At 72.9% G+C, this 26,421-nt stretch carries 24 protein-coding genes, 1 tRNA gene and 1 pseudogene; 16 read left to right on the plus strand and 10 right to left on the minus strand.

Annotation, left to right across the window (positions count from 1 at the left end; genetic code table 11):
• Positions 1-47: 47 nt before the first annotated feature.
• The 6 genes from OG332_RS21990 (at position 48) to OG332_RS22015 (ending at position 5,699) form a co-directional block, all read left to right on the plus strand.
• Positions 48-130, plus strand: a tRNA-Leu gene (locus OG332_RS21990).
• A 262-nt stretch (positions 131-392) separates the two neighbouring features.
• Positions 393-2,099 (plus strand): sensor histidine kinase, encoded by a 1,707-nt coding sequence (locus OG332_RS21995; protein ID WP_327415070.1) that lies wholly within the window; start codon positions 393-395, stop codon positions 2,097-2,099.
• 8 nt (positions 2,100-2,107) lie between these two features.
• Positions 2,108-2,767, plus strand: coding sequence for a response regulator transcription factor (locus tag OG332_RS22000; protein ID WP_327415071.1), 660 nt, complete (start codon positions 2,108-2,110; stop codon positions 2,765-2,767).
• Between the two features lie 54 nt (positions 2,768-2,821).
• Positions 2,822-4,222 carry a DUF2252 domain-containing protein gene (locus OG332_RS22005; protein WP_327415072.1) on the plus strand — a complete coding sequence of 467 codons (1,401 nt, stop codon included), beginning with the start codon at positions 2,822-2,824 and terminating at the stop codon, positions 4,220-4,222.
• A 259-nt stretch (positions 4,223-4,481) separates the two neighbouring features.
• Positions 4,482-5,243: a hypothetical protein gene (locus tag OG332_RS22010; protein WP_327419337.1), complete on the plus strand. Its 762-nt coding sequence runs from the start codon at positions 4,482-4,484 to the stop codon at positions 5,241-5,243.
• Between the two features lie 111 nt (positions 5,244-5,354).
• Positions 5,355-5,699 (plus strand): rhodanese-like domain-containing protein, encoded by a 345-nt coding sequence (locus tag OG332_RS22015; RefSeq protein WP_327415073.1) that lies wholly within the window; start codon positions 5,355-5,357, stop codon positions 5,697-5,699.
• A 7-nt stretch (positions 5,700-5,706) separates the two neighbouring features.
• Here OG332_RS22015 and OG332_RS22020 read toward each other — a convergent pair whose 3' ends face one another.
• The 6 genes from OG332_RS22020 to paaA form a co-directional block, all read right to left on the minus strand.
• Complete coding sequence (locus tag OG332_RS22020) at positions 5,707-6,849, minus strand: acyl-CoA dehydrogenase family protein (RefSeq protein ID WP_327415074.1); 1,143 nt, start codon at positions 6,847-6,849, stop codon at positions 5,707-5,709.
• Between the two features lie 79 nt (positions 6,850-6,928).
• Positions 6,929-8,032 (minus strand): 2Fe-2S iron-sulfur cluster-binding protein, encoded by a 1,104-nt coding sequence (locus tag OG332_RS22025; protein ID WP_327415075.1) that lies wholly within the window; start codon positions 8,030-8,032, stop codon positions 6,929-6,931.
• Positions 8,033-8,539: a 1,2-phenylacetyl-CoA epoxidase subunit PaaD gene (gene paaD, locus OG332_RS22030; RefSeq protein ID WP_327415076.1), complete on the minus strand. Its 507-nt coding sequence runs from the start codon at positions 8,537-8,539 to the stop codon at positions 8,033-8,035.
• Complete coding sequence (gene paaC, locus OG332_RS22035) at positions 8,533-9,288, minus strand: 1,2-phenylacetyl-CoA epoxidase subunit PaaC (protein WP_327415077.1); 756 nt, start codon at positions 9,286-9,288, stop codon at positions 8,533-8,535. The genes paaD and paaC overlap by 7 nt, the downstream gene beginning before the upstream one ends.
• Entirely contained in the window at positions 9,285-9,569 is a 285-nt protein-coding gene (gene paaB / locus OG332_RS22040; protein ID WP_030009045.1) for a 1,2-phenylacetyl-CoA epoxidase subunit PaaB, read from the minus strand. The genes paaC and paaB overlap by 4 nt, the downstream gene beginning before the upstream one ends.
• The gene (gene paaA, locus OG332_RS22045; protein ID WP_442816190.1) at positions 9,566-10,615 is read right to left on the minus strand and encodes a 1,2-phenylacetyl-CoA epoxidase subunit PaaA; all 1,050 of its coding nucleotides are present in this window, start codon (positions 10,613-10,615) and stop codon (positions 9,566-9,568) included. The genes paaB and paaA overlap by 4 nt, the downstream gene beginning before the upstream one ends.
• A gap of 135 nt (positions 10,616-10,750) precedes the next feature.
• On the opposite strand from paaA, the gene OG332_RS22050 reads away from it, so the two are divergent.
• From OG332_RS22050 to OG332_RS22060, 3 genes are all read left to right on the plus strand, one after another.
• Positions 10,751-11,413: a DUF5819 family protein gene (locus tag OG332_RS22050; protein WP_327415079.1), complete on the plus strand. Its 663-nt coding sequence runs from the start codon at positions 10,751-10,753 to the stop codon at positions 11,411-11,413.
• On the plus strand, positions 11,401-12,573 hold the full coding sequence (locus OG332_RS22055) for an HTTM domain-containing protein (RefSeq protein WP_442816191.1): 1,173 nt from the start codon (positions 11,401-11,403) through the stop codon (positions 12,571-12,573). Before OG332_RS22050 ends, OG332_RS22055 begins: the two co-directional genes overlap by 13 nt.
• A 263-nt stretch (positions 12,574-12,836) precedes the next feature.
• Positions 12,837-13,616 carry a TrmH family RNA methyltransferase gene (locus OG332_RS22060; protein WP_327415080.1) on the plus strand — a complete coding sequence of 260 codons (780 nt, stop codon included), beginning with the start codon at positions 12,837-12,839 and terminating at the stop codon, positions 13,614-13,616.
• On the opposite strand, the pseudogene OG332_RS22065 reads toward OG332_RS22060, so the two are convergent.
• A pseudogene (locus OG332_RS22065) lies at positions 13,572-14,516 on the minus strand (hypothetical protein); the annotation flags it as partial. The gene OG332_RS22060 and the pseudogene OG332_RS22065 sit on opposite strands and share 45 nt — an antisense overlap.
• 108 nt (positions 14,517-14,624) lie before the next feature.
• Here OG332_RS22065 and OG332_RS22070 point away from each other — a divergent pair.
• A complete protein-coding gene (locus OG332_RS22070; protein ID WP_327415081.1) occupies positions 14,625-15,284 on the plus strand; it encodes a MerR family transcriptional regulator in 660 nt (219 codons plus the stop codon).
• A gap of 12 nt (positions 15,285-15,296) precedes the next feature.
• Here OG332_RS22070 and paaN read toward each other — a convergent pair whose 3' ends face one another.
• Entirely contained in the window at positions 15,297-16,979 is a 1,683-nt protein-coding gene (paaN, locus tag OG332_RS22075) for a phenylacetic acid degradation protein PaaN (protein WP_327415082.1), read from the minus strand.
• Positions 16,980-17,103: 124 nt separating this feature from the next.
• Here paaN and OG332_RS22080 point away from each other — a divergent pair, with 124 nt between their 5' ends.
• The 3 genes from OG332_RS22080 to OG332_RS22090 all read left to right on the plus strand — a co-directional run bounded on the left by OG332_RS22080 (position 17,104) and on the right by OG332_RS22090 (position 21,007).
• A complete protein-coding gene (locus OG332_RS22080; protein ID WP_327415083.1) occupies positions 17,104-18,615 on the plus strand; it encodes a 3-hydroxyacyl-CoA dehydrogenase in 1,512 nt (503 codons plus the stop codon).
• On the plus strand, positions 18,612-19,199 hold the full coding sequence (locus OG332_RS22085; protein WP_030718777.1) for a TetR/AcrR family transcriptional regulator: 588 nt from the start codon (positions 18,612-18,614) through the stop codon (positions 19,197-19,199). The genes OG332_RS22080 and OG332_RS22085 overlap by 4 nt, the downstream gene beginning before the upstream one ends.
• 113 nt (positions 19,200-19,312) lie before the next feature.
• Entirely contained in the window at positions 19,313-21,007 is a 1,695-nt protein-coding gene (locus tag OG332_RS22090) for a hypothetical protein (protein ID WP_327415084.1), read from the plus strand.
• Between the two features lie 65 nt (positions 21,008-21,072).
• On the opposite strand, the gene OG332_RS22095 is transcribed toward OG332_RS22090, so the two are convergent.
• The gene (locus tag OG332_RS22095; protein ID WP_327415085.1) at positions 21,073-21,654 is read right to left on the minus strand and encodes an Lrp/AsnC family transcriptional regulator; all 582 of its coding nucleotides are present in this window, start codon (positions 21,652-21,654) and stop codon (positions 21,073-21,075) included.
• A gap of 206 nt (positions 21,655-21,860) precedes the next feature.
• Between OG332_RS22095 and pdhA the strand changes: the two genes are divergently transcribed.
• The 3 genes from pdhA to OG332_RS22110 are packed head-to-tail and all read left to right on the plus strand — an operon-like array spanning position 21,861 to position 25,332.
• A complete protein-coding gene (gene pdhA, locus OG332_RS22100) occupies positions 21,861-22,997 on the plus strand; it encodes a pyruvate dehydrogenase (acetyl-transferring) E1 component subunit alpha (RefSeq protein ID WP_327415086.1) in 1,137 nt (378 codons plus the stop codon).
• 50 nt (positions 22,998-23,047) lie between these two features.
• Positions 23,048-24,016: an alpha-ketoacid dehydrogenase subunit beta gene (locus tag OG332_RS22105; RefSeq protein ID WP_327419339.1), complete on the plus strand. Its 969-nt coding sequence runs from the start codon at positions 23,048-23,050 to the stop codon at positions 24,014-24,016.
• Complete coding sequence (locus OG332_RS22110; protein ID WP_327415087.1) at positions 24,016-25,332, plus strand: dihydrolipoamide acetyltransferase family protein; 1,317 nt, start codon at positions 24,016-24,018, stop codon at positions 25,330-25,332. Before OG332_RS22105 ends, OG332_RS22110 begins: the two co-directional genes overlap by 1 nt.
• A 94-nt stretch (positions 25,333-25,426) precedes the next feature.
• Here OG332_RS22110 and OG332_RS22115 read toward each other — a convergent pair whose 3' ends face one another.
• Positions 25,427-26,404: an NAD(P)H-quinone oxidoreductase gene (locus OG332_RS22115; RefSeq protein ID WP_327415088.1), complete on the minus strand. Its 978-nt coding sequence runs from the start codon at positions 26,402-26,404 to the stop codon at positions 25,427-25,429.
• Between the last annotated feature and the right edge of the window lie 17 nt (positions 26,405-26,421).

Raw genomic sequence — 26,421 nt, forward strand, 5'->3', positions numbered from 1 at the left:
TCGCCAGGGGAACGGCCCGAAAGGGAAGAACCACTGGGACGCTGCTCGGGCGAGTGGCGGAACGGCAGACGCGCTGGCTTCAGGTGCCAGTGTCCTTCGGGACGTGGGGGTTCAAATCCCCCCTCGCCCACATCGACGAGACGGTCGTCACTGCGAAAGCGGTGGCGGCCGTTTCGTGTTTCCCCGCCCCTGCGGCATGTGTGACGTACGTCCCTCCCGAACGCGCCTGACGTGCGGCCTTGCCGGCCGACCCGATCGACTTGATCAACTGTCCGCATGGCGAGACCAGTTGCGGCCGGCGGAGCCGCGCGGACGGGCGGACGACTTTCGTCGCGGCGGGTGCGACGAAAGAGGGCGGTCGGGCGGGGCGTCGGCTGTCTAGGGTCGGTCGGGTGGATGTGACGGCGAAGACGCGTGCGGGCTGGGACTGGCTGAGGGGGCCGGAGCCGTGGACCCGGCGGATGCTGGTGGCGGACCTGGCGGTCGGCGGTGTGCTGGCCATCCTCGGCCTGGGCGTCGACGAGCTCAGCGGCGGGTCCGGTCGGCGGATGCTCGTGGGCTCCGTGGTCGTGGTGGCGCTGACGCTGATGCGCCGGCGGCTGCCGGGGACCGCGCTCGTGCTCGCCTCGGCGGTGGGCGCCCTCCTCCCGGGGACGTTCTTCATCACGCCCCTGCTGGCCTGGTCGGCGGGGCGGCGGATCGTCGGGGTGGGCCGGGCCGTGGCCGCCTTCGCGCTGGCCTTCGTCGCGGCGGTCGGCGCCAGCGTGGCGGACCAGTCGGCGCAGATGCGGCCGCTGCTGGTGATCGTGTTCTCCACGCTGATGTTCCTGGCCATGATCGTGATGCCCGGTCTGGCCAGCCGGTACTGGTCGCAGCGGCGCACCCTGCTGCGGGCGCTCCACGAGCGCAACGGACAGCTGCTGCGCGAGCGGGCCATGGTCGCCGGGCAGGCGAGGCTGCGCGAGCGGCAGCGCATCGCCCAGGACATGCACGACAGCCTGGGGCACCAGCTGGCCCTGATCTCCGTGCACACCGGGGCGCTGGAGGTGGATCCGGAACTGACCGGCCGTCAGCGCGAGGCGGTGGGCGTGCTGCGGCAGGCCTCGGTGTCCGCGATGCACGAACTGCGCGAGGTCGTCGGCATCCTGCGCGACGGCGTGGAGGCGCCCGCACCGGTCGAGGAGGCCCAGCCCGCGGCGCGCGGCGTGGCCGGGATCCCGGGGGTCGTGGAGGCGGCGCGGGGCTCGGGCACCGACGTACGGCTGACCACGTCGGGGCAGCCGAGGCCGCTGGTCGCGGCGTGCGACCACGCCGCGTACCGGATCGTCCAGGAGGCCCTGACGAACGCGTACAAGCACGCTCCGGGGGCGCCGATCGCCGTCGAGCTGCGGTACGAGGACGACTCGCTGGTGGTGGAGATCGCCAACGGGCCGGCGGCCGGTCCGGCGGACGTCGAGGTGGTCTCGGGCGGGCAGGGCCTGACGGGGCTGCGCGAGCGGGCGCGGCTGGTCGGCGGGATGGTGCACGCGGGCGCCACCGAGGGCGGCGGGTTCCGGGTGGCCGGGGTGCTCCCGTACGGGACCGAGCCGGCCGGGGTCGAGGACGTGGCCGACGACTTCGGGCAGCGGGCCCATGCACAGACGCACGCGCAGGCCGGGGGGCGGGGGCCGGCCGGGGAGCAGCCGATGGACTGGGCGGCGGTGGACCGGGAGCTGGCCGTACGGGTGCGCAGCCGGACCGGCGGCATCGCGGTGGGCTGCGGGATCGCCTTCGCGGCGGTGGTGCTGCTGGTGATCGTGCTCGGCGCCGGGGCGGTGCTGCTGGCGGACTCGGCGGGCGACGCGATGATCGGCCGGGACGAGTTCGACGCCGTGCACGTGGGCGAGCCGGAGGCGTCCGTCCGCGACCGGCTGCCGAGCGGCGAGAGCTTCATGACGGCGGGGGCGGTGCGCAAGGGGCCGGCCAGGCCGCCGGGCTCGGAGTGCCTGGCCCTGCTGGCCGAGGAACCGTCGGGAAGCTGGAGCACGGACCTGGTTTTCCGGTTCTGCTTCAAGGACGGCAAGCTCGTCGACAAGCAGGTCTACGAGGTCAAGCAGTAGGAGCACGGGTGACAGCCGAAGTGATCAGAGTGGTGATCGCCGACGACGAGCCGCTGATCCGGGCCGGGATCAGGATGATCCTGACCTCGGCGCCGGACATCGAGGTCGTCGCGGAGGCGGCGAACGGCCGGGAGGCGGTGGAACTGGCCCGCTCGCACGCGCCCGACGTGATGCTCCTCGACATCCAGATGCCGGTGATGGACGGGCTGACCGCACTGGGGGAGCTGCGGCGGGCCGTGCCGCAGGTGCGCGCGCTGATCCTGACCACCTTCGGTGAGAAGGAGAACGTGCTGCGGGCGCTGGGCCAGGGCGGCGCGGGATTCCTGCTGAAGGACTCGGCGCCGGGCGAGCTGATCGGGGCCGTCCGGGCCGCCGCGTCGGGGGACGCGTACCTCTCGCCGGGGGCCACCCGGCACGTGGTGGACCAGCTGGCGTCGGGGAAGGCCGCCGTGCGCGGCGAGGAGGCCCGGCGTCAGGTGGCGGCGCTGAGCGAGCGGGAGCGCGGTGTGCTGGCGCTGCTCGGCGAGGGACTCTCCAACGCGGACGCGGGCCGGCGGCTGCACATGAGCGAGGCGACCGTGAAGACCTACGTGAGCCGGATCCTGGCGAAGCTGGGCTGTGAGAACCGGGTCCAGGCCGCCTTGCTGGCCAGGGACGCCGGGCTGTAGATACGGTCAGCCCGTTCGAAACAGCGATCGATTGAACGGGTGGGGGCGGCGCCGATGGCGGCGGTAGCGGGGCAGCGGATTCCGGACGTGGCGGGCTTCGCGCCGCGGGTGGCTGCGGGTTCGCCCAAGGAGGAGGGCAAGGCGCTGCGCGTGCGCGTGCCGCGGTCGGCGCACGCCGCCTTCGTGGCGCCCGCCGGGCGGCCGGACGCGGTCCGGGCGGTGGAGGAGTCCAATGCGGGGCGGGTCGCCGAGCTGACTCCCATACGGGTGGGCCGGATGGCCGCGAACCCCTTCGCGTTCCTGCGCGGGGCGGCCGGGCTGATGGCCCACGACCTGTCGGGCGGCCCCGTGACCGGGGTCGGCGCGCAGATCTGCGGTGACGCCCACGCGGCGAACTTCGGCCTGTACGGGGACGCCCGGGGGCGGCTCGTGATCGACCTGAACGACTTCGACGAGACCGTGTTCGGCCCGTGGGAATGGGACGTCAAGCGGCTGGCGACCTCGCTGGTGCTGGCCGGCCGGGTGGCCGGCGCGGACGAGGACACCTGCCGGGCGGCCGCCCTCGACGCGGTGGGCGCCTACCGGCGGACCATGCGGCTGCTGGCCAGGCTGCCCGCCCTCGACGCGTGGAACGCCATCGCGGACGAGGAGCTCGTCTCGCACACCGACGCCCGCGATCTGCTGGGCACGCTGGAGCGGGTCTCGGTGAAGGCCCGCAACAACACCTCCGCCCGGTTCGCCGCCAAGTCGACGGTGACCGGGCCGGACGGCGCTCTGCGCTTCGTCGACGCGCTGCCCGTGCTGCGCCGCGTCGGTGACGGGGAGGCGGCGGCCGTGGCGGCCTCGCTCGGCTCCTACCTCCGGACGCTGCAGGGCGACCGGCTGCCGCTGCTGGCCCGGTACGCGATCCAGGACGTGGCCTTCCGCGTGGTCGGGACCGGGAGCGTCGGCACCCGCTCGTACGTGGTGCTGCTGCTGGACCACCGGGGCGAAGCGCTGGTGCTCCAGGTGAAGGAGGCACGGCCCTCGGTGCTGCTGCCGCACCTGCCCGCACTGGGCTTCACCTCGCCGCCCGAGGAGCACGAGGGCCGCCGGGTGGTCGCCGGGCAGAAGCGGATGCAGGTGGTCTCCGACATCATGCTGGGCTGGACCACGGTGGAGGGCCGGCCGTTCCAGGTGCGGCAGTTCCGCAACCGCAAGGGCAGCGTGGACCCGGCGGCGCTGGCCGTCGACCAGATCGACGACTACGGGCGGATGACCGGCGCCCTGCTGGCCCGGGCGCACGCGCACAGCGCCGACCCGAGGCTGCTGGCCGGCTACTGCGGCAAGAACGAGGAGCTGGACGAGGCGGTGGCGGCCTTCGCGGTGGCCTACGCCGACCGGACCGAGGCCGACCACGCCGACCTGGTGGCGGCCGTGCGGTGCGGGCGGATCGCCGCGGAAGCCGGGGTTTAGGTCGTCTCTTCGGAAGGGACGGCCCGGGACCGTGCCGGTCGTCCCTCCCGAAGGGACGGCGCAGGACCGTGCCGGACCGCGGCCCGCGCGGGCGATGTCCCTTCCCCGGCCACCGCCGGGAAGTGCCCCCGGTGAAGACGTCGCCCGCGCGGGCGGGCCGTAGGCTGGCCGGGTGAGCGAGCAGACCGAGCAGCCCGAGCAGACAGTCCCCGGTGGTTCCGGCGACTCCTCCACCGGTGAGGAGCGCCCCGAGGCGCGCCTGGAGCGGGCCGTACGGGCCGCCGAGCAGGCGCTGATCGAGTTCGAGATCGCGGTGGAGACCTTCCGCGTGGAGGTGGAGAACTTCTCCCGCCTGCACCACCAGAAGCTCGGCCCCATGTACTCGAGGCTCGACGAGCTGGACGCGCTGATCGCCGAGGCGAAGGCGGCCCGCAGCGGGGATCGCGACGATCTGCGCCGGGCCAAGGAAGCGCGCGCACTGGTCATGCCGATGCCGGGGGTGGACGAGCTGTTCCACGACTGGCTGAGCTCGGACGGGATCTCCGACGACGCCTCCGCGATGCTCACCGACCGGCCCGTGCGGCCGCCGGAGCGGGTGCGGCCCTCGGAGGAGGTGCGCCGCCTGTACCGCGAGCTGGTCCGCCAGGCGCATCCCGACCTCGCCCAGGAGGAGGCGGAGCGGGAACGGCGCGACGCGTTCATCGCGCGGGTCAACGCCGCGTACGGGCGGGGCGACGAGGGGCTGCTGCGCGAACTGGCCGAGGAGTGGGCGGCCGGCCCGGCCCCGGAGGCGGCTGCCCCGAGCGAGAGCGAGGAGCTGTACGCCCGGCTGGAGTGGCTGGCGCAGCGCAAGGAGCTGCTGGCGCTGGTGGCCCGGGAGCTGGAGGACAGTGCGATCGGGTCGATGCTGAGGATGGCGCCCGATGATCCGGACCGGCTGCTGGAGGAGATCGCGGAGCAGCTGCTGGCGCAGGTTTCCGAGCGCGAGGCGGAACTGGCGGCCGCGCTCGCCGCGGAGTGAGCGGGCCGGCTGGTGTCGGCTGGTGCCGGCTGGTGCCGGCTGGTGCCGGCGGGGCTGAATGCGCCCGTCGGATAGGTTGGAAGGACCATCTGCGATGAGAGAAGGCGACGTATGAACTTCGGACCGCTTCCCTCGGTGGACGCCGCCGCGGTGCCCTCCGAAGGCTTTGTCCTCGACGTCCGTGAGGACGACGAATGGGCGGCCGGTCACGTCGAGGGCGCCCTGCACATCCCGATGAGCGACTTCGTCGCCCGCTTCGGTGAGCTGACGGAGGCCGTCGACGACGGCCGCCGGGTGTACGTGATGTGCCGGGTCGGCGGGCGTTCCGCGCAGGTCACCCAGTACCTGGTGCGCCAGGAGATCGACGCCGTGAACATCGACGGCGGGATGCAGGCCTGGGACGGTGCCGGACGCCCGATGGTGACGGACAGCGGGAGCCCGGCCTTCGTGCTGTAGCCCCTGCTCAGCCGAGGGGGTGGGCGGCCAGCAGGTCGCCCAGGGCCTCCTCGTGCGCGGCGGCCGGGCCGAGCTGGAGTTCCAGCTGCTTGGCCCAGGCGTGGTAGCGGTGCAGCGGGTAGTCGGTGTCGGCGCCGAAGCCGCCGTGCAGGTGCTGGGCGGTCTGCACGACCCGGCGTACGCCCTCCGAGGCCCAGATCTTGGCGACCGCGACGTCACCGGAGCTCGGCAGTGGACCGCCGGCGCCGCCGGTCGAGGCGTCGAGCCGCCAGGCGGCCTGCCACAGGGTGACCTCCATGGCGCGCAGGTCGATGTAGCGGTCGGCGGCCTGGACGGCGACGGCCTGGAAGGTGGCCACCGGGAAGCCGAACTGCTCGCGCTTGCCGGTGTACTGGCTGGTCATGGTGAGGACGCCCTCGCCGAGCCCGAGGGCCAGTGCGCAGGTGCCGGTGGCGAGGAGCCGGCGGAGCCGCTCCCAGGCTTCCGGGGCGTCGATGAGGTGGGCGGCGTCCACCCGTACGCCGTCCAGGGCGAGTTCGGCGAGCCGCTCGCCGCTGGTGGAGACCTGCTCGGCCAGGGCGAGGCCCTCGGCGGTGCGCGGGACGAGCGCGAGGACGGCGTCGCCCTCGCCGGTGTGGGCCGGTACGGCGATCCAGTCGGCGCTCTGCGCCCAGGGGACGGCGGTCTGCGTGCCGTCCAGGATCCAGTCGGCGCCTTCGCGGCGGGCGGTGACGGCGAGTTCGGCCGGGTCGTGGCCGGAGCGGCCGTGTGCGGCGGCGGTGAGCACGAGCGTGCCGCGTCCGGCGGCGGGCAGCAGGGCGTCGGCCAGTTCGCGGCTGCCGTGGGCCTGGACGGCCATGGCGGCGGCGCAGTGCTCCAGCAGCGGTACCCGTGCCAGCACCCGGCCCGCCTCGCGCAGCACCAGGCACAGGGCGATGGCGTCCAGGCCGGCGCCGCCGTGCTCCTCGGCGAGGACCAGGCTCAGCAGGTCGGAGCCGGCGAGCCTGGCCCACAGTGGCCGGTCGAAGTCGTCGGCGACGGCGCCCGGGGTGAGCGCGGGGCTGGGCACGCCGTCGGGTGCGACGTCCGCGAACACGGCCCTGGCCGCCTCGACGGCGGCCTGCTGCTCCTCGGTGAAGGTGAAGTCCACTGCCTGTCCTCCCGCGCGCGTTCAGGTCTGACGGTGCGTCAAGATAGAACACGCTCTGGAAATTGGACAGAGGAACTCCCTAGCGGTCGAAGTCGATCTCCACTTCCTCCGTCAGCGGGTGCGACTGGCAGGCCAGCACGAACCCGGCCTCCGTCTCCTCGGATTCCAGTGCGAAGTTCCGGTCCATCCGGACCTCGCCCGACACCAGGAACGCCCGGCAGGTGCCGCAGACCCCGCCCTTGCACGCGTACGGGGCGTCCGCGCGGTTGCGCAGCACCGCGTCCAGCAGGGATTCCCCGTCCTGGACGGGCCAGGTGCCGGAGCGCCCGTCGAGCCGCGCGGTGACCCGCCCCTGCGGGGCGGCCGCCGAGGCCGCCGTACGGGCCGGCGCCGTGGGCTCCTCGACGTGGAAGATCTCCTCGTGCACCCGGGTCCGGACGACGCCGAGCACGCTCAGGGCCCGCTCCGCGCCCTGCACCAGACCGTAGGGGCCGCACAGGAACCAGCCCGTCACCTCCGCCACCGGAAGCAGCGCGGGCAGCAAGGCCGCCAGCCGCTCCTCGTCCAGCCGCCCGGAGGGCAGCCCCGACTCCTGCTCCTCCCGGGAGAGGACCGTCACCAGCTGGAACCGCGCCGGGTACCGGTCCTTGAGGTCGGCGACCTCCTCCAGGAACATCGTCGAGGCCGCCGTACGGTCGCTGCGCACGAGGCAGAAGCGGGCGTCGGGCCGGGCGGCCAGCAGGCTCGCGGCGATGGAGAGCACGGGCGTGATGCCGCTGCCGCCGACGATCGCCGCATAGTGCCCCGAGGCCGGGGCGGCGGCGGGCTCCAGCACGAACCGGCCGGCCGGGACCATCACGTCGAGGACGTCCCCGGCCGCGATCTCCTTGTGGGCGAAGGTGGAGAACTCCCCGCCCTCCACCAGCCGCACCCCGACCCGCAGCTCCGCCGGGCCCGGGCCGTCCGGCACCGGGGCGGTGGAGCAGATCGAGTAGGTGCGGCGGACCTCGGTGCCGCCCTCGGGGGCGGCGCGGCGCAGGGTCAGGTGCTGGCCGGGGGCGTGCCGGTACTCCTCGCGCAGTTCCGCGGGAACCCGGAGGGTCAGCGCCACCGAGTCGTCGGTGAGCCGGTCGACAGCCGCCACCGTCAGCGGGTGGAACGCGCCGTGGCGGGGGGCGGCCATCTAGAGCTCCTTGAAGTGGTCGAACGGTTCGCGGCAGGCGGTGCAGCGGCGCAGCGCCTTGCATGCGGTGGAGGAGAACCGGCTGAGCAGTTCGGTGTCGGTCGATCCGCAGTTCGGGCAGCGGACCGACAGGGTGAGCGGGACCGGTCCGCCGGCCGCGTGCGGGCGGGGCGGGGCGATGCCGAACTCGGCGAGCTTGCGGCGGCCCTCGGCGCTGATGTCGTCGGTCGACCAGGCGGGGGCGAGCACGGTGGTCACCCGCACCTCGGGGATGCCGTGGCCGGTCAGGACCCGCTCGATGTCCGCCGACATGGCCTCGATGGCCGGGCAGCCGGTGTAGGTGGGCGTGAGGGTGACCTCGGCATGGCCGTCCTCGTGCATCCGCACGCCGCGCACCACGCCGAGCTCGCCGAGGGTGAGCACGGGCAGCTCGGGGTCCGGGACGGAACCGGCCAGCTCGGCCAGCTCCGCCTCCAGGCGGGTCACTCCGGCGTCGGTGGTCACCATGACGCCCCCGGGTGGCTGCGGTGCAGGTGCTGCATTTCGGCGAGCATCCGCCCGAACGGTTCGGTGTGCAGGCCCTGCCGGCCGGCTCCGGCCGCCCAGGCGCCGGTGCGCGGCCCCTCGGGCAGGGCGAGACCGGCCCGCTCCAGTACGCCGGTCAGCGCGGTCAGCCAGCGCTCTTCCAGGGCGGCCCAGTCCACGCCGTCGATCCCCTCGACCGGCTGGAACATCTCCCCGGTGTACTTCCACAGGGAGTCCAGGGCGGTCCGCATGCGGAGCCGGCTCTCCTCGGTGCCGTCGCCGAGCCGCAGGGTCCACTGCTCGGCGTGGTCGCGGTGGTACGCGGTCTCCTTGACGGCCTTGGCCGCGAGCGGGGCGAACGGGCCGTCCCCGCGGGCCAGCTCCCCGTAGAGCTCGTGCTGGTGGAAGGAGAAGTAGAGCTGGCGGGCGATGGTGTGGGCGAAGTCGCCGTTCGGCTGCTCGACCAGCTGGAGGTTGCGGAAGGAACGCTCCTCGCGCAGGTAGGCCAGCTCGTCCTCGTCGCCTGCCATGGACAGCAGGATGCGGGCCTGGCCGAGCAGGTCGAGGGCGATGTTCGCCAGGGCGACCTCCTCCTCCAGGACGGGGGCGTGCCCCGCCCACTCGGCGAGGCGGTGGGAGAGGACCAGCGCGTCGTCGCCGAGCGCCAGAGCCGCCGCGGCGGTGGTGCCGGTGGTGCTGGTCGTGCCGGTGCCGGTGTCCGTGCTGGTCACAGGTGGCTCACCCCCTCCGGGATGTCGTAGAAGGTCGGGTGCCGGTACGGCTTGTCGGCGGACGGGGCGAAGAACGGGTCCCGCTCGTCCGGCGAGGAGGCGGTGATCTCGGTGGAGGGCACCACCCAGATCGAGATTCCCTCACCGCGCCGCGTGTAGAGGTCGCGGGCGTTGCGCAGGGCCATCTCCGCGTCGGGGGCGTGCAGGCTTCCCGCGTGCGTGTGCGAGAGGCCGCGGCGCGAGCGCACGAAGACCTCCCACAGGGGCCAGTTCTGCGTCATACCCGTGCCTCCTCGTTCTGTTCGGCGTTCGCCGCCGCTTGCCTTGCCGCCTGCTTGTCCGCATACGCCGCGGCCGCGTCGCGCACCCAGGCGCCTTCCTCGTGGGCCGTGCGCCGCTGGCCGATCCGCTGCTCGTTGCAGGGGCCGTTGCCCTTGAGCACGTCCCAGAACTCGGCCCAGTCGATGGCGCCGAAGTCGTGGTGCCCGCGCTCCTCGTTCCACTTCAGGTCCGGGTCGGGCAGGGTCAGGCCGAGGGACTCGGCCTGCGGGACGGCGATGTCCACGAACCGCTGGCGCAGCTCGTCGTTCGAGTGGCGCTTGATCCGCCAGGCCATCGACTGCGCCGAGTGCGCCGACTCGTCGTCCGGCGGGCCGAACATCATCAGCGAGGGCCACCACCAGCGGTTCACCGCGTCCTGCGCCATCGCGTGCTGGGCCTCGGTGCCCTGCGAGAGGGCGAGGAGCAGCTCGTACCCCTGGCGCTGGTGGAAGGACTCCTCCTTGCAGATCCGGACCATGGCGCGTGCGTAGGGCCCGTAGGAGCAGCGGCAGATCGGCACCTGGTTGGTGATCGCCGCGCCGTCCACGAGCCAGCCGATCGCGCCGACGTCCGCCCAGGTCAGGGTGGGGTAGTTGAAGATCGAGGAGTACTTCTGCTTCCCCGAGTGCAGCTTGTCGAGCAGCTCGTCGCGGCTGGTGCCGAGCGTCTCGGCCGCGCTGTAGAGGTACAGCCCGTGGCCGGCCTCGTCCTGCACCTTGGCCATCAGGATCGCCTTGCGGCGCAGCGAGGGCGCGCGCGTGATCCAGTTGGCCTCGGGCTGCATGCCGATGATCTCGGAGTGGGCGTGCTGTGCCATCTGACGGACCAGTGAGGCGCGGTACTCGTCGGGCATCCAGTCGCGCGGCTCCACGCGCTCGTCCGCCGCCACGGCCGCGTCGAACGCCGCCGCGAGCTGTGTGCCCAGGTCAGCAGTCATGTCCGTCCCGTCCGTCCTGTCTGCCCCGAGGGCCGTGTCCGGTCCCGTCTCCGGGGTCACTGCCACCATTCCGGCCCCTTGTCAGTGTCTGCCGTCCGCCCGACCGACCGATCGTTCGGTTCATCCGCTTCAATGGTGAGACGGCGGCCCGTAGGGTGTCAACCTCTGTGGTCAACCCTGTGGACGCCGGACGATCGGGGCGGGATGGATTCGAACGGGCACGAGCTCGCCGAAGAGGCCGCTCCGCCACCGTCCCGGGCGCCCGGAATAGCCGGTCTGTCCACCCCGTACCGCGTCGTGACGGCCCTGGCCCTGGGGGCGGTCGCCGTGGCCGCCTGTGCGCACCTCGCGTTCGTCTTCCTGCACGTGGCGCCGTCCAACACGGTCAGCAAGCAGCACGCGCGGACGATCGACGGCTGGATCTATCCCGAGTTCGAACAGAACTGGAAGCTCTTCGCCCCCAATCCGCTCCAGCAGAACATCGCCGTGGAGGCGCGCGCGCAGGTGCGGACCGCCGCCGGCGAGCTGATCACCACCGACTGGCGCGACCTGAGCGCCGAGGACACCGCCGCCATCCGGCACAGCCTGCTGCCGAGCCACACCCGGCAGAACGAGCTCCGCCGGGCCTGGGACTTCTTCACCGGCTCCCACGACGAGGACGACAAGCCGACCGGAGAGCGCGGCGAGCTCTCCGAGGAGTACCTGCGGCGGATCGCGGTGAACCGGCTCTCCCCGCAGCACCCGGGCGGGCACATCCTGCGGATCCAGATGCGATCGGCGACGACGGCGGTGCCCGCGCCGAAGTGGAGCACCGAGACCACCGACACCCAGACCTACTACCGGGAGCTGCCGTGGTGGACGGTGTGACGCGGGCCCGGGCGGCCCTCGGGCGTGCGGCCGCGCAGGTCACCGGGCAGGCGCTCGGCCCGTACCAGAGCGCCGTGGTGCGCATCGGCTTCGCCGGGACCTGGCTCTTCTTCCTGCTGTGCGAGTTCCCCGTCCGCGCGGAGCTGTACGGGCCGGACGGGCCGTGGAGCTGGCGCCTCGCGGAGCGGCTGACCGACTCCAACGGTGCCTTCACGGTGCTGATGTGGTCCGACTCGACGCTGTGGTTCGAGATCGTCTACGCGGTCTCGGTGCTGGCGAGCGTGGGACTGCTGCTGGGCTGGCGCACGCGGGCGACGTCCGTGGTGTTCATGGTCGGGGTGCTGTCGCTGCAGAACCGCAGCGTGTTCATGGGCGACGGCGGGGACAACGTCATCCACCTGATGGCGATCTACCTGGTGCTGACCCGGTGCGCGCAGGTGTGGTCGCTGGACGCGCGGCGGGCCCGGCTGCGGGGGACCGCCTCCGCGGGAGCCGCCGGGCCGGTGCTGTGGGGCGTACTGGGGGTCGTGTTCGCGTACGGGACCGCGACCGGGGGCTTCGGCTACGGCTGGCTGGCGGTCTTCGCGGCGGTGTGGGTGGTCTGCGGGCTGTGGTGGCTGGTGGACCGCTACGAGCCGGAGGGGGAGGGGCGGGCGGTCCTGGACGTCCTGGCCAACCTGCTGCACAACGCGGGCCTGCTGGTGATCATGGCGGAGGTCTGCCTGATCTACGCGACGGCGGGCTGGTACAAGATCCAGGGGTCGCGGTGGCAGGACGGGACGGCCCTGTACTACCCCCTGGGGCTGGACTACTTCACCCCGTGGCCGGGGCTTTCGGCGCTGGTGGCGGGGAGCGGGACGCTGGTGATGCTGCTGTCGTACGGGACGGTGGCGGTGCAGGTGGCGTTTCCGTTCACGCTGTTCAACCGGCGGATCAAGAACGTGCTGCTGGCCGTGATGATGCTGGAGCACGTGGGGATCGCGGTGCTGCTGGGGCTGCCGTTCTTCTCTTTGGCGATGATCGCCGCCGACGCGGTCTTCTTGCCGACGGTGTTCCTGGTGTGGCTCGGCGCCCGCTGCACCGCCCTGCGACCGAGCCGCCGCGCAGCCGCCGCCGAGCCGGTCCCGGTGGCGGCGGAACCCGAGCCGGTCCCCCGCTGAGCCCGCCCCGCGGCGGCGCGGCTGAAGGACCGGGGCTCCGCCCCGAACCGCCCCGCTCCTCAAACGCCGGCGAGGCTGTCTTTCAGCCCCTCCGGCGTTTGAGGCGCGGGTTCGGGCAGAGCCCGGGGAACGGTGGAAGGGCGGGGCGGGGAGAGCTCCGCGCAGCGGCACAAGGCACGGCGGCGGAGGCCCGCGGAGCGATGCGAGCGGCCGGGTGAGGCCCGCGGAGCGGCGGGGGTCCCGGTGGACCGTAGGGTCGGGGCATGAGTGAGCGGGCGGGCGCAGACGAGACGGTGCGGGAGTGGCGGGAGGCCGCCGGGCGGGCGGATCTTGTCCTGCTCGACGGGTTCCACGCGCTGAAGCACGCCCTGCGCTTCGGCGCGGACGTGCGGATGGTCGTCGCCGAGGACCCCGCCGCCGTACGGGCCCTGGCCGCCGAGCTGGCTCCGGACGTCGAGCCCGAGGTGGCCCGGCTGGTGCGCCGGGCCACGCTCAAGGAGCTGCTCCCCCGCGTGCACCCCACCGGGGTCGCGGCCCTCGCCGTACGTCCCGACCGGGCGGCGGGCCTCGCCGCGCTCGGGCGGTTGCCCAGGCCCGCGCCCGTCGTCGTGCTCGACAACCCCCGCAACCTCGGCAACGTCGGCGCCGTCGTCCGCCTCGCCGCCGGGTTCGGCGCCACCGGCGTCGTGACCCGCGGCGACCTCGACCCCTGGCACCCGAACGTGGTCCGGGCCGGGGCCGGCCTGCACTACGCCACCACCGTCGAGCGCCTCGCACTGGACGAGCTGCCGCCCGGGCCGCTCTACGCGCTCGACCCGGAGGGCGTGGACATCCGTACCCTCACCCTCCCGGACGACGCCCTGCTCGCCTTCGGCTCGGAACGCCACGGGATCTCACCGGAGCTCCGAGACCGGGCCGACCACCTCGTCTCCCTGCCCATGCGCCCGCAGGTCTCCAGCTACAACCTCGCCACCAGCGTGGCCATGACCCTCTTCCACTGGGGCGGACCGCCGGCCGGCGAAGAGGGCGGCGAGGACGCCTAGCGCGCCCCCGGCCAGGATCAGTGCGGACGCGCCGAGCGTCGCACCGTCCGGGTGGACCAGCGAGTGGCCGCGCAGTGCCTGCCAGGTCAGCAGGGCGAGCACGGCCGTGTAGACCGCACCGGCCACGAAGACCAGCCGCACCCGCACCCGTTCGTCGCGCAGCCGGGCGAAGCGCGGGGCGAGCGCGGCCAGGACGAGCACGAGGAGCGGGAGCAGCTGCAGGGCGTGCATTCCGAAGAAGTGCGGGATGCGCAGGTCTCCGCCGGTGGTGGACCAGCCGGTGAGGAACATTCCGGGGCCGCCGTCGGGCACGCCCACGCTGTGCCCGCCGGTCTCCGGGGCCTCGAGGCCGGCCGCGTCGAGGCGCTGCTGCTCGGCGGTGGGCAGGGTCATCAGGACGGCGAGTCCGGCACCGGTCAGCGCGAGGACCGTGGAGATCCGGATCGACCAGGTCGTGGCGCGGTCGGCGGTCCCGGCGCGCCAGAGCAGGACGGCGATGACGAGCGTGGCGAGCCACAGTACGACCACGGTGTCGCGCATGAGCGAGTAGACCTGGGTGTCGAAGGGCGTCGCGCCGTTGAAATGGCTGCGCACCCCGCGCAGGGCCTGCAGGGTGATCAGCACCATTTCGCCGGCGCCCGCGGCGACCACGACCGTGCCGGCCCACCAGGCGGCCCGGCGCAGCCGCCGCCGGTCCTCGCCCAGCAGCGAGATCATCCAGGCCAGGCTGAGGCAGTAGGCGACCAACGAGACCGAGAACTTGAAGGGCTTGGCCCAGATCGGCGCCCCCGTCAGCACGCGGTCGTCGACCAGGAGTCCGACCGCGGAGCCGAGCGCCCACACGGCCATGACCAGGGCGAACAGCACCAGCGGACGGTGCCGGGTACGCCAGGAGGACATCGGCATTCATACCCCCGTGATGAATGGATAGCGGCGCTCTCCGCTATCTGATAGTGCCACTATCTATGATGGGGGTGGCCAGGGCAAGCGAAGACAGGGTGAACGCACGTGCGCATCGGTGAGTTGAGCCGGCGGACCGGGGTGCCGGTACCGACGATCAAGTACTACCTACGGGAGGGCCTGCTCCCGGCAGGGGAGCTGACGAGCCCCAACCAGGCCAGCTACGGGGACGTGCACGAGCGTCGGCTCCGGCTGGTCCGTGCACTGCTGGAAGTCGGCGGACTCTCGGTGGCGGCCATCGGCGAGGTGCTCGCGGCCGTCGACGACAAGGAGCGGCCGGTGCACGAGATGCTGGGCGCGGCGGCGCAGAGCCTGGTGCCCGGATACGGCGAAGGCGGCGGCAGCGGCGGTGCGGAGGACGCGGAGACCGTACTGGCCCGGGAGCGGGTGGCGCGGCTGGTCGAGGCGCGCGGCTGGCGCGTCGATCCCGCCAACAAGGCCGTCGAGGCGCTGGTGGCCGCGCTCGCCTCGCTCGACCGGGTGGGGCACGGCGGCTTCGTGGACGTGCTCGACGACTACGCGGAGGCGGCCGAGCGGGTGGGCCGCGCAGACCTGGACTACACCGCCCGCCGGGTGGCCCGGGAGGACCTCGTGGAGGCGGTGGTCGTCGGCACGGTGCTGGGCGACGCGGTCTTCGCCGCCCTGCGCAGGATGGCCCAGGTGGACGCCTCCGTCCGAACCTTCGGAGAGGAGGCGTCCAGGGCCTGATCGGGAGGGGGACTACGCCTGGCGGCGGACCTCCACCACTCGGAAGCGGTTCGCGACGAAGGCGCCGTCGCACAGCGCGGCATTGGCCGCGGGGTTGCCGCCCGAGCCGTGGAAGTCCGAGAACGCGGCGGTCTGGTTGACGTACACCCCGCCGGTCAGGTTCAGCGAGAGCTGCGCGGACTCCTCCAGGCAGACCTCCTCGATCGCCCGCTCGGTGTCCGCGGACGTCGTGTACGCGCCCACCGTCATGGCGCCCTTCTCCCGCACCGTGCGGCGCAGCAGGTCGAGGGCGTCGGCGGTGGTGTCCACGGCCACGGCGAAGGAGACCGGGCCGAAGCACTCCGAGAGGTAGGGCGCGTCCGGGTCCGGCTTGGCCGCGTCCAGCTTGACCAGGACGGGGGTGCGGACCACGGCGTCCGGGAACTCGGGGTTCACGACCTCCCGGGAGGCCAGCGCGACCTCGCCCAGTGCGGCCGCCGCCTCCAGCCGGGCCTTGACGTCCGGGTTGACCAGCGCGCCGAGCAGCGCGTTGGCCCGGGCGTCGTCGCCCAGCAGGCCGCCGACCGATGCCGCGAGGTCGGCGACGACCTCGTCGTACGTCTTGTGGCCGGCGTCCGTGGCGATGCCGTCGCGCGGGATCAGCAGGTTCTGCGGGGTGGTGCACATCTGGCCGCTGTAGAGGGACAGGGAGAACGCGAGGTTCGCCAGCATGCCCTTGTAGTTGTCCGTGGAGTCCAGGACGACGGTGTTGACGCCGGCCTTCTCCGTGTAGACCTGCGCCTGACGGGCATTGGTCTCGAGCCAGTCGCCGAACTCCGTCGACCCCGTGTAGTCGATCAGCTTGATCTCGGGGCGGACCGCGAGGGTCTTGGCGATGCCCTCGCCCGGGCGCTCGACCGCGAGCGCGACCAGGTTCGGGTCGAAGCCCGCCTCGGTGAGGACCTCGCGCGCCACCTGGACGGTGAGCGCGAGCGGCAGCACGGCCCGCGGGTGCGGCTTGACCAGCACCGCGTTGCCGGTGGCGAGGGAGGCGAACAGGCCGGGGTAGCCGTTCCAGGTCGGGAAGGTGTTGCAGCCGATCATGAGGGCGATGCCGCGCGGGACCGCCGTGAAGCTCTTGCCGAGATTCAGCGGGTCCTTCTTGCCCTGGGGCTTCGACCAGTCGGCCTGCCCCGGGACCCGGGTCTGCTCCTCGTACGCGTACGCCACCGCCTCCAGACCGCGGTCCTGCGCGTGCGGGCCGCCCGCCTGGAACGCCATCATGAACGCCTGGCCGCTGGTGTGCATGACCGCGTGCGCGAACTCGTGGGTGCGGGCGGAGATGCGGGCCAGGATCTCGATGCAGACCAGGGCGCGTGCCTCGGGACCCGCATCGCGCCAGGCGGCCATGCCGGCCTTCATAGCGGGCAGCAGCACGTCCGGGTCGGCGTGCGGGTACTCGACGCCGAGCTCCGGGCCGTACGGGGACACCTCGGCACCCGTCCAGCCGTCGGTGCCGGGCTGGCCGAGGTCCAGCCGAGAGCCGCGCAGGGCCTCGAAGGCGGCGAGCCCGTCGGCCGGCGCGGTCTCGCCGTAGGCCTTGGGGTGCTCGGGATGCGGGGACCAGTAGGCGCGGCTGCGGATCGCCGACAGGGCCTGGTCCAGGGTGGGCCGGTGCTTGGCGGACAACTGGGGGACGGTGAGCTCGGCGGCCATCAGGGACCAACTCCTCGTTGAGCCGGGCGAAGAAGAGCAGACTGGAGTTAGAGTAACCGAACGATCGGTCGGGACAAGAGGGCCCGGCGGGCCTGTGGATAAGTCGGTGCGGGAGGATCAGGACATGACAGCAATCGAGCGGTCCCGCACTGTGGCGGTCGTCGGCGCGGGCACCATGGGCCAGGGCATCGCCCAGGTCGCCCTTCTCGCAGGTCACCGCGTGCTGATCTACGACATCGACGCGACCCTCGCCGCGGACGGCGTCGGTTTCGTGCAGGACCGCGTCGAGCGGATGGCCGCCAAGGGCCGTCTCGACCGTGCCGAGGCCGAGGACGCGATCGGCCGAATCGGTTCGGCGACCGCCCTCGGGGACCTCGCCGGGGCCGCCCTCGTCATCGAGGCGGTGGTCGAGAACGTCACCGTCAAGCAGGCGCTCTTCGCTGCGCTCGAAGAGGTGGTTTCGCCGGACGCGCTGCTGGCCACGAACACCTCCTCGCTCTCCGTCACCGAGCTCGCCGCCGGGCTCGCGCACCCAGGCCGCTTCCTCGGCCTGCACTTCTTCAACCCGGCACCGCTGCTCCCGCTCGTCGAGGTGGTCAGCGGTTTCGCGACCGACCCGGAAGCCGCCGAGCGCGCGTACCGCACCGTCCTCGGCTGGGGGAAGACGCCGGTCCGCTGCGCGGACACCCCCGGGTTCATCGTCAACCGGATCGCCCGCCCCTTCTACGCCGAGGCCTTCGCGGTGTACGAGGAGCAGGGCGCCGACCCGGCCACCATCGACGCCGTGCTCCGCGAGAGCGGCGGCTTCAAGATGGGCCCGTTCCAGCTGACCGACCTGATCGGCCAGGATGTCAACGAGGCCGTGACCCGCTCCGTGTGGGAGTCCTTCTTCCGCAGCCCCAAGTTCACCCCCTCCCTCGCGCAGCGCCGGCTGGTCCAGTCGGGCCGCCTCGGCCGCAAGTCGGGCCACGGCTGGTTCCCGTACGGCCCGGAGGCCGTCGCCGCGCAGCCGCACACCGCCGGACCCGAGGAGGCCCCGGCCAAGGTCACCGTGGTGGGCGACCTCGGGCCCGCGGCGGAGCTGGCCGACCTGCTGGAGGAGGCCGGGATCGCGGTGACGGCCACCGAGCACGGGGGCCCGTACATCCAGCTGCCCGGGGAGGGCCAGCTGGTGCTGGCGGACGGGAAGACCTCGGTCGAGTTCGCGGACGTCGTGTACTTCGACCTCGCGCTCGACTACCGCGGCGCCACCCGGATCGCGCTCTCCGCCAGCGAGGACACCAGCGAGCGGACCCTCGCCGAGGCGATCGGCCTCTTCCAGAAGCTGGGCAAGCAGGTCTCCGTCATCGGCGACGTCCCCGGCATGATCGTCGCCCGGACCGTGGCGATGCTGATCGACCTCACGGCGGACGCCGTGGCCCGCGGCGTGGCCTGCGCCGAGGACATCGACACGGCGATGCGGCTCGGCGTCAACTACCCGGCGGGCCCCGCCGAATGGCACGACCGGCTCGGCCGCGACTGGGCCTACGACCTGCTCCACCACCTCGACGAGCGCTGTCCCGGAGGCCGGTACGCGCCCTCACTGGCGCTGTTCAAGCTGGGCTACGCGGCAGGCGACGAGGAGGAGGCCGAATGACCACGGTCAAGCGGGACACGTACACCCCCGAGACGCTGCTGTCCGTCGCCGTCCAGGTCTTCAACGAGCGCGGCTACGACGGCACCTCGATGGAGCACCTCTCCAAGGCCGCGGGCATCTCGAAGTCCTCGATCTACCACCACGTCACGGGCAAGGAGGAGCTGCTGCGGCGCGCCGTCAGCCGCGCCCTCGACGGGCTCTTCGCGGTGCTGGAGGAGCCGGGGGCGGTCCGCGGCCGGGCGGTCGAGCGCGTCGAGTACGTCACGCGCCGCACGGTCGAGGTGCTGGTCTCCGAGCTGCCGTACGTGACGCTGCTGCTGCGGGTGCGCGGCAACACCCGGACCGAGCGCTGGGCGCTGGAACGCCGCCGCGAGTTCGACCACCAGGTGGCCGACCTGCTCAAGGCCGCCGCGGCGGACGGCGACCTCCGGGCGGACGTGGACATCCGGCTGGCCACCCGCCTGCTGTTCGGCATGGTGAACTCCCTCGTCGAGTGGTACCGCCCGCATCCGGGAACCAGCCAGGACCAACTCGCCGACGCGGTGGTCAGCATGGCCCTGGACGGCCTGCGCACCGCCCGCTGACCAGCGGGTGCAACCCCCTCTGACGAACGGTCGGGCGATTCTGTACCCTGAGCGGGATTTCAGTCTTGAGCGCGTTCAAAAACTCGCGTTCGGGACCATCGCACCGAACGAAAATGAGGGGACCGGTACGCAGTCGCCGTCTCGTAGTTTCATCCGTCGCGATCGTCGCGGCCGTCGTCGGGTTTCTGCCGGGCACGGCCCAGGCCGCGGATCCGTCCGCGCCGGCCGTTCAGCAGGTCACCAAGCCCTCTGACCCGAAGAAGGTCGGAGCGTCCAACTTCAGGACCTTCACCAGCGGTGCCGACAAGTCCACCCGGAAGGTGACCTCCGCCGCCGCGCGGGCGGACGTCGTCGCCGCCGGGAATCCGTACCTGAAGGTCGCCCTGAGCGCCACGAACACCGGCGCGCACTCCCTCCAGCTGGAGGCGGACGTCACGAGTGCCGATGCCGCACTCGAAGTCAGCGTCTCCTGGGGCGACGGGAGCCCGGTGGAACTGCTCGCCGCCTCCGGCTCCACCCTGCTGATGCCGGAGCACACCTACGCCGAGGTCGGCGAGTACAAGATCAAGGTCGGCGTGAACGACGTCGCCAACAAGGTGTACGTCGAGAACGAGCTCACGGTCGTGACGTCGGGTTCCGAGTTCACGCCGTACGAGCCCACGCGTCTGCTGGACACCCGGGAGGGGTTCCGCGCGCCGAAGGCCAAGGTCGCCCCGTACACCAGCGCCCGTGTGAAGGTCGGCGGCTACGGCACGATCCCGGCCGGCGTGCGGGCCGTGGTACTCAACGTCACCGTCACCAACACCACCAGCGGCGGGCACATCACGGCCTACGACACGGGCAACCGGCGGCCGAACTCGTCGGACATCAACTTCGAGGCCGGCCAGACGGTTCCGAACCTGGTCGTCGTACCGGTCGGCAACGACGGCTCCGTGGACCTCTACAACGGCGGTTGGGAGTCGGTCGACCTGATCGCCGACATCACCGGCTACTTCACGCAGACGGCATCCAACGGCTACACCCCCATGGCCCCGACCCGCTTCGTCGACACCCGCGAGGGCCTCGGCACGAACAAGGGCCAGGTCCCCGGCCAGACGAGCTTCGGCACGCAGATCGCCGGCCTGCGCGGGGTGCCCCAGGGCGTCAAGGCCGTGGCGCTCAACGTGACGGTGACCGGCCCGAAGGAGGCCGGCCACCTGATCGTCTACCCGGGCGGAGGCAAGATCCCGCTCGCGTCCAACGTGAACTTCACCGCCGGCCAGACCGTCGCCAACTCGGTGATCGTGCCGGTCGGCCCCGACGGCAGCATCAACATCCGCAACAACGCCTGGGCCGGAGCCGATGTCGTGGTGGACGTCGTCGGCTACTACAGCCCGGCTGGCCAGGGTGCCTTCATGCCGCTCTCGCCGATGCGCTGGCTCGACACGCGCGACCCCGAGGGCGCGATCAGCGGGGCCTACGGACCGATCGCCGGTCGCGACTACCTGGCCGTGCCGTTCTTCCCCGAGGACGGCGCCGTCACCGCGTACGTGCTGAACACCACCGTCACCAACACGGCGGGCGGGGGCTTCCTCTCGGTCGCCCCGGACCCGAACTCGGTCGAGCAGTACGAGAAGGGCACCGCGGTCACGCCGGCGCGGCCCAGCGCCTCGACCCTGAACTGGACGAAGGGCAAGACCGTCCCGAACCTGGTCCAGGCGAGCGGGGGCCAGAACGGCATCGTCGACTTCTGGAACCAGGGCTGGGAGAAGACCGACCTCGTGGTCGACATCTCCGGCTACTACGAGAACCCGGTGATCCACCCGTAGGTGCCGCGCACAGCGCCCCGGGAACGGCCTCCGGGCCCTTCCCGGGGCGCTGTCGCACGTACGGCCTACTCCTCGGTGATCGCCGGGGCGCCACCGCCCGGAGCCCGCCCCGTGTCCAGGAGATCCGTTTCCTCGAAGACCAGCAGGGTGCGCGTGGAGAGGACCTCGGGGATGGCCTGGAGGCGGGTCAGGACCAGCTCGCGCAGCGTCCGGTTGTCCGGCGTGTGCACCAGCAGCAGGACGTCGAAGTCCCCGCTGACCAGGGCGATGTGGGCGGCCCCCGGAAGCCCGCGCAGCTGCTCGCGGACCGTCCGCCAGGAGTTCTGGACGATTTTCAGGGTGATGTAGGCGGATGCGCCCTGGCCCGCGCGTTCGTGGTTGACGCGGGCCGTGAAACCGCGGATCACCCCGTCGTCGATGAGCCGGTTGATGCGGGCGTAGGCGTTCGCGCGCGAGACGTGCACCTGCTCCGCCACCGACCGTATCGATGCGCGGCCGTCCGCTTGCAGCAGCCGCATGATCGACCGGTCGATCGGGTCCAGGGGACGGGGTGCGGCCGGCGGGACTCCCGGGGCACCGGGTGCGCCCGGTGCGCCCCCCGGCGGAAGGGGTGCGGAACCAGCTCCGGCCATTTGTTCATCCGGCATTGCCCGATGCCTCCCTCTCCTGGACGTCCTGCATCCATCCCAGGGCCCCGGCGCCCGTTTGTCCACAGCCTGGAGTCGCCTGTAGCCAAATTGCGCGGACAACCGAACAATCGGTAGGTGAGGCGCCTCACACCCGAGCCGTCGCCTCCCCCAGCTACCGCTGGGGGTGCCCCCAGCCCGCTTCCCACGAGGAGGTGTACGCCGCCATGACGGTCCAAGAGCTGCCCGGTGCCGGTGCGTCCCACCGTCCCACCCCGCCGCCCGCCTGGAGGCCCCGTACGGACGCCGCTCCGCTGCTCCCGGACCCCGAGCCCTACCGGGTCCTGGGCACCGAGGCGGCCGACCGGCTGGACCCCGCGCTGATGCGGCGCTGCTACGCCGAGCTGGTGCGCGGCCGCCGCTACAACGCCCAGGCCACGGCGCTCACCAAGCAGGGCCGGCTCGCCGTCTACCCCTCCACCGTCGGCCAGGAGGCCTGCGAGATCGCGGCCGCGATGGTCCTGGAGGACCAGGACTGGCTGTTCCCGAGCTATCGCGACACCCTGGCGGCCGTGGCGCGCGGCCTGGACCCCGTACAGGCGCTGACCCTGCTGCGCGGCGACTGGCACACCGGCTACGACCCGCGGGAGCACCGCATAGCCCCGCTGTGCACCCCGCTCGCCACCCAGCTGCCGCACGCGGTGGGCCTGGCGCACGCGGCCCGGCTGCGCGGGGACGACGTCGTCGCCCTCGCCATGGTCGGCGACGGCGGCACCAGCGAGGGCGACTTCCACGAGGCGCTGAACTTCGCGGCCGTCTGGCAGGCCCCCGTGGTCTTCCTCGTGCAGAACAACGGCTTCGCGATCTCCGTCCCGCTCGCCAAGCAGACCGCGGCCCCGACGCTGGCCCACAAGGCCGTCGGGTACGGGATGCCCGGCCGGCTGGTCGACGGCAACGACATCGCGGCGGTGCACGAGGTGCTGGCCGAGGCGGTCCGGCGGGCCCGGGCCGGCGGCGGTCCGACGCTGATCGAGGCGGTGACGTACCGGATGGAGGCCCACACGAACGCCGACGACGCGACCCGCTACCGCGGTGACGCCGAGGTCGAGGCCTGGAAGGCGCACGACCCGATCGAGCTGCTCGAGCGCGAGCTGACCGCGCGCGGGATCATCGACGAGGCGGGCATCCAGGCGGCGCGCGACGAGGCCGAGGTGATGGCGGCGGCGCTCCGCGAGGGGATGAACGCGGACCCGGTGCTGGACCCGATGGACCTGTTCGCGCACGTGTACGCGGAGCAGACGGACCGGCTGCGCGAGCAGGCGGCCGTGCTCCGCTCCGAGCTGGAAGCCGAGGACCAGGCGTGACGACGGTGGCGGCGGCGAAGTCCGCGAAGCCGGGGGCCAAGCCCTCGACGATGGCGCAGGCCCTGACCCGGGCCATGCGCGACGCGATGGCCGAGGACCCGACGGTCCACGTCATGGGCGAGGACGTCGGGACGCTCGGCGGGGTCTTCCGGATCACGGACGGGCTCGCCAAGGAGTTCGGCGAGGACCGCTGCACGGACACCCCGCTCGCGGAGGCCGGGATCCTGGGCGCGGCGGTCGGCATGGCCATGTACGGGCTGCGGCCGGTGGTGGAGATGCAGTTCGACGCCTTCGCGTACCCGGCGTTCGAGCAGCTGATCTCGCACGTGGCGAAGATGCGCAACCGGACGCGCGGCGCGATGCCGCTGCCGATCACCATCCGCGTGCCGTACGGCGGCGGGATCGGCGGCGTGGAGCACCACTGCGACTCCTCCGAGGCGTACTACGTGGCGACGCCCGGCCTGCACGTGGTGACCCCGGCGACGGTCGAGGACGCGTACGGGCTGCTGCGCGCATCCATCGCGAGCGACGACCCGGTGGTCTTCCTGGAGCCGAAGCGGCTCTACTGGTCGAAGGCCGACTGGTCCCCCGAGGCGCCGGCGGCCGTGCCGGGCATCGGCAAGGCCCTGGTCCGCCGGACGGGCACGAGCGCGACGCTGATCACCTACGGTCCCTCGCTGCCGCTCTGCCTGGAGGCCGCCGAGGCGGCCCGCGAGGAGGGCTGGGACCTGGAGGTCGTGGACCTGCGCTCGCTGGTCCCCTTCGACGAGGAGACGGTGGTGCAGTCCGTACGCCGCACCGGGCGCGCGGTGGTCGTCCACGAGGCGAACGGCTTCGGCGGACCGGGCGCGGAGATCGCCGCCCGCGTCACGGAGCGCTGCTTCCACCACCTGGAGGCGCCGGTGCTGCGGGTGACGGGCTTCGACATCCCGTATCCGCCGCCGATGCTGGAGAAGCACCACCTGCCGGGAGTGGACCGGATCCTGGACACCGTGGCACGCCTGCAGTGGGAGAACTGATGCCGCAGGTCATGGAATTCAAGCTGCCGGACCTCGGTGAGGGCCTCACCGAGGCCGAGATCGTGCGCTGGCTGGTGGTGGTGGGCGACGTCGTCGCCATCGACCAGCCGGTCGTCGAGGTCGAGACGGCCAAGGCGATGGTGGAGGTGCCCTGCCCGTACGGCGGAGTGGTCACCGCCCGCTTCGGCGAGGAGGGGCAGGAGCTGCCGGTCGGGGCTCCGCTGATCACCGTTGCGGTGGGTGCGCAGACGCTCCCGGAGGCCGGGGAGGTCCCGGAGGCCGAAGGCTCCGGCAACGCGCCCCGGCCCCTGATCGGCTACGGCTCGGACCACTCGCGCCCGGCGCGTCGGCGACGGGTGCGACCCGTCACCGCCGAGGTCACGGCGCTGGTCGTCCCTGCCGCGACTGCCGCCACCGCCACCGCCGCCCCCGCGGCTGCCGTCGCCGCCCCCGTCGCGGTGATCTCGCCGCTGGTGCGGAAGCTGGCCAAGGACAACGGCGTCGACCTGCGCGCGCTGCGCGGGTCGGGCCCTGAGGGGCTGATCCTGCGGGCGGACGTCGAGGCGGCGCTGGCCGCGCTGCGGGCGCCGGCTCCGGCTGCGGCCCCCGTCGCGGCCGTGGCGGCGCAGGGCGAGCGGATCCCGCTCAAGGGCGTGCGCGGTGCCGTCGCAGAGAAGCTGTCGCGCAGCCGCCGGGAGATCCCGGACGCCACCTGCTGGGTCGACGCGGACGCCACCGAGCTGATGGCGGCCCGCGCCGCGATGAATGCGGTGGGCGGCCCCAAGATCTCGGTGCTGGCGCTGCTGGCCCGCATCTGCACGGCGGCGCTGGCCCGCTATCCGGAGCTCAACTCCACGGTGGACCTGGCGGCGGGCGAGATCGTCCGGCTCCCGTCCGTGCACCTGGGCTTCGCCGCACAGACCGAGCGGGGCCTGATGGTCCCGGTGGTCCGGGACGCGCAGAACCGGAACCCGGAGTCCCTGTCTGCGGAGTTCGCCCGGCTGACGGAGCTGGCGCGGGCCGGGAAGCTGGCCCCGGCCGACCTGACGGGCGGGACCTTCACCCTGAACAACTACGGGGTGTTCGGGGTCGACGGCTCCACGCCGATCATCAACCACCCGGAGGCGGCGATGCTCGGGGTGGGCCGGATCATGCCGAAGCCGTGGGTGCACGGGGGCGAGCTGGCGGTCCGCCAGGTCGTCCAGTTGTCGCTGACGTTCGACCACCGGGTCTGCGACGGCGGCACGGCGGGCGGCTTCCTCCGCTACGTCGCCGACTGTGTGGAATCCCCGGCGGTCCTGCTGCGCAGCCTGTAGCTCAGCGCGGACCCTCAAAGGCCGGCGAGGCTGAATCCTTCAGCCTCGCCGGCCTTTGAGGCGCGGGCGCGGGGCGCCGTGTCGTGAGCCGCGCTCAGACCGTCAGCAGGAGCTTGCCGACGTGGGTGCTCGACTCCATGACCCGGTGGGCCTCGGCGGCGGCCGTCATGGGGTACGACGCATGGACCACCGGGCGGATCCGGCCCGCCGAGACCAGAGGCCACACGTGCTCCCGTACGGCCGCGACGATGGCCGCCTTCTCCTCCAGCGGGCGGGCCCGCAGCGTGGTGGCGGTGATCGCCGCCCGCTTGGAGAGCAGCGCGCCGAGGTTCAGTTCGGCCTTCACGCCGCCCTGGAGTCCGATCACCGCGAGGCGGCCGTTCACGGCCAGGGCGTCCACGTTCCGGGAGAGGTACTTCGCGCCCATGATGTCCAGGATCACGTCCGCGCCGGCCCCGCCCGTCGCCGCCTTGAGCTCCGACACGAAGTCCTGCTCGCGGTAGTCGATCAGGATGTCCGCGCCCAGCTCCTTGCAGCGCGCCAGTTTCTCCGGGCCGCCCGCCGTCACGGCGACCGTCGCGCCCACCGCCTTCGCCAGCTGGATCGCCATCGTCCCGATCCCGCTGGACCCGCCGTGCACGAGCAGCGTCTCGCCGGGGCGCAGTCCGGCCACCATGAACACGTTGGACCACACCGTCGTGACGGCCTCGGGCAGCGCGGCCGCCGTCACCAGGTCCACGCCCGCCGGGACCGGCAGCAGCTGGCCCGCCGGAACGGCCACCCGCTGCGCGTACCCGCCGCCCGCCAGCAGGGCGCACACCTCGTCGCCCACCGACCAGCCGGACACTCCCGGCCCGATCGAGGCGATCCGCCCGGAGCACTCCAGCCCCGGATAGGGCGAGGTGCCGGGAGGCGGGTCGTAGTACCCCTGCCGCTGGAGGAGGTCGGCGCGGTTCACGGCGCTCGCCGTGACCTCGACGAGGACCTCGCCGTCGCCCGCCACCGGATCGGGTACGTCGGTCCAGACGAGGGCCTCGGGGCCGCCGGGCTGCTCGATGGTGATCGCATGCATGGCCCGGAGGCTACGCC

It is taken from the genome of Streptomyces sp. NBC_01233, assembly GCF_035989305.1.
Classification (GTDB): Bacteria; Actinomycetota; Actinomycetes; order Streptomycetales; family Streptomycetaceae; genus Streptomyces.

Bases quoted from the DNA above. Each gene is read 5' to 3' on its own strand.
- paaA (WP_442816190.1), bottom strand. From the start codon at position 10,615: ATGGTGGCAGTGACCCCGGAGACGGGACCGGACACGGCCCTCGGGGCA.
- OG332_RS22115 (WP_327415088.1), bottom strand. From the start codon at position 26,404: ATGCATGCGATCACCATCGAGCAGCCCGGCGGCCCCGAGGCCCTCGTC.
- OG332_RS22105 (WP_327419339.1), top strand. From the start codon at position 23,048: ATGGCGCAGGCCCTGACCCGGGCCATGCGCGACGCGATGGCCGAGGAC.
- OG332_RS22015 (WP_327415073.1), top strand. From the start codon at position 5,355: ATGAACTTCGGACCGCTTCCCTCGGTGGACGCCGCCGCGGTGCCCTCC.
- paaN (WP_327415082.1), bottom strand. From the start codon at position 16,979: ATGGCCGCCGAGCTCACCGTCCCCCAGTTGTCCGCCAAGCACCGGCCC.
- OG332_RS22110 (WP_327415087.1), top strand. From the start codon at position 24,016: ATGCCGCAGGTCATGGAATTCAAGCTGCCGGACCTCGGTGAGGGCCTC.
- OG332_RS22050 (WP_327415079.1), top strand. From the start codon at position 10,751: ATGGATTCGAACGGGCACGAGCTCGCCGAAGAGGCCGCTCCGCCACCG.
- OG332_RS22005 (WP_327415072.1), top strand. From the start codon at position 2,822: ATGGCGGCGGTAGCGGGGCAGCGGATTCCGGACGTGGCGGGCTTCGCG.
- OG332_RS22060 (WP_327415080.1), top strand. From the start codon at position 12,837: ATGAGTGAGCGGGCGGGCGCAGACGAGACGGTGCGGGAGTGGCGGGAG.
- OG332_RS22095 (WP_327415085.1), bottom strand. From the start codon at position 21,654: ATGCCGGATGAACAAATGGCCGGAGCTGGTTCCGCACCCCTTCCGCCG.
- pdhA (WP_327415086.1), top strand. From the start codon at position 21,861: ATGACGGTCCAAGAGCTGCCCGGTGCCGGTGCGTCCCACCGTCCCACC.
- OG332_RS22085 (WP_030718777.1), top strand. From the start codon at position 18,612: ATGACCACGGTCAAGCGGGACACGTACACCCCCGAGACGCTGCTGTCC.
- OG332_RS22080 (WP_327415083.1), top strand. From the start codon at position 17,104: ATGACAGCAATCGAGCGGTCCCGCACTGTGGCGGTCGTCGGCGCGGGC.
- OG332_RS22090 (WP_327415084.1), top strand. From the start codon at position 19,313: ATGAGGGGACCGGTACGCAGTCGCCGTCTCGTAGTTTCATCCGTCGCG.
- OG332_RS22025 (WP_327415075.1), bottom strand. From the start codon at position 8,032: ATGGCCGCCCCCCGCCACGGCGCGTTCCACCCGCTGACGGTGGCGGCT.
- paaB (WP_030009045.1), bottom strand. From the start codon at position 9,569: ATGACGCAGAACTGGCCCCTGTGGGAGGTCTTCGTGCGCTCGCGCCGC.
- paaD (WP_327415076.1), bottom strand. From the start codon at position 8,539: ATGGTGACCACCGACGCCGGAGTGACCCGCCTGGAGGCGGAGCTGGCC.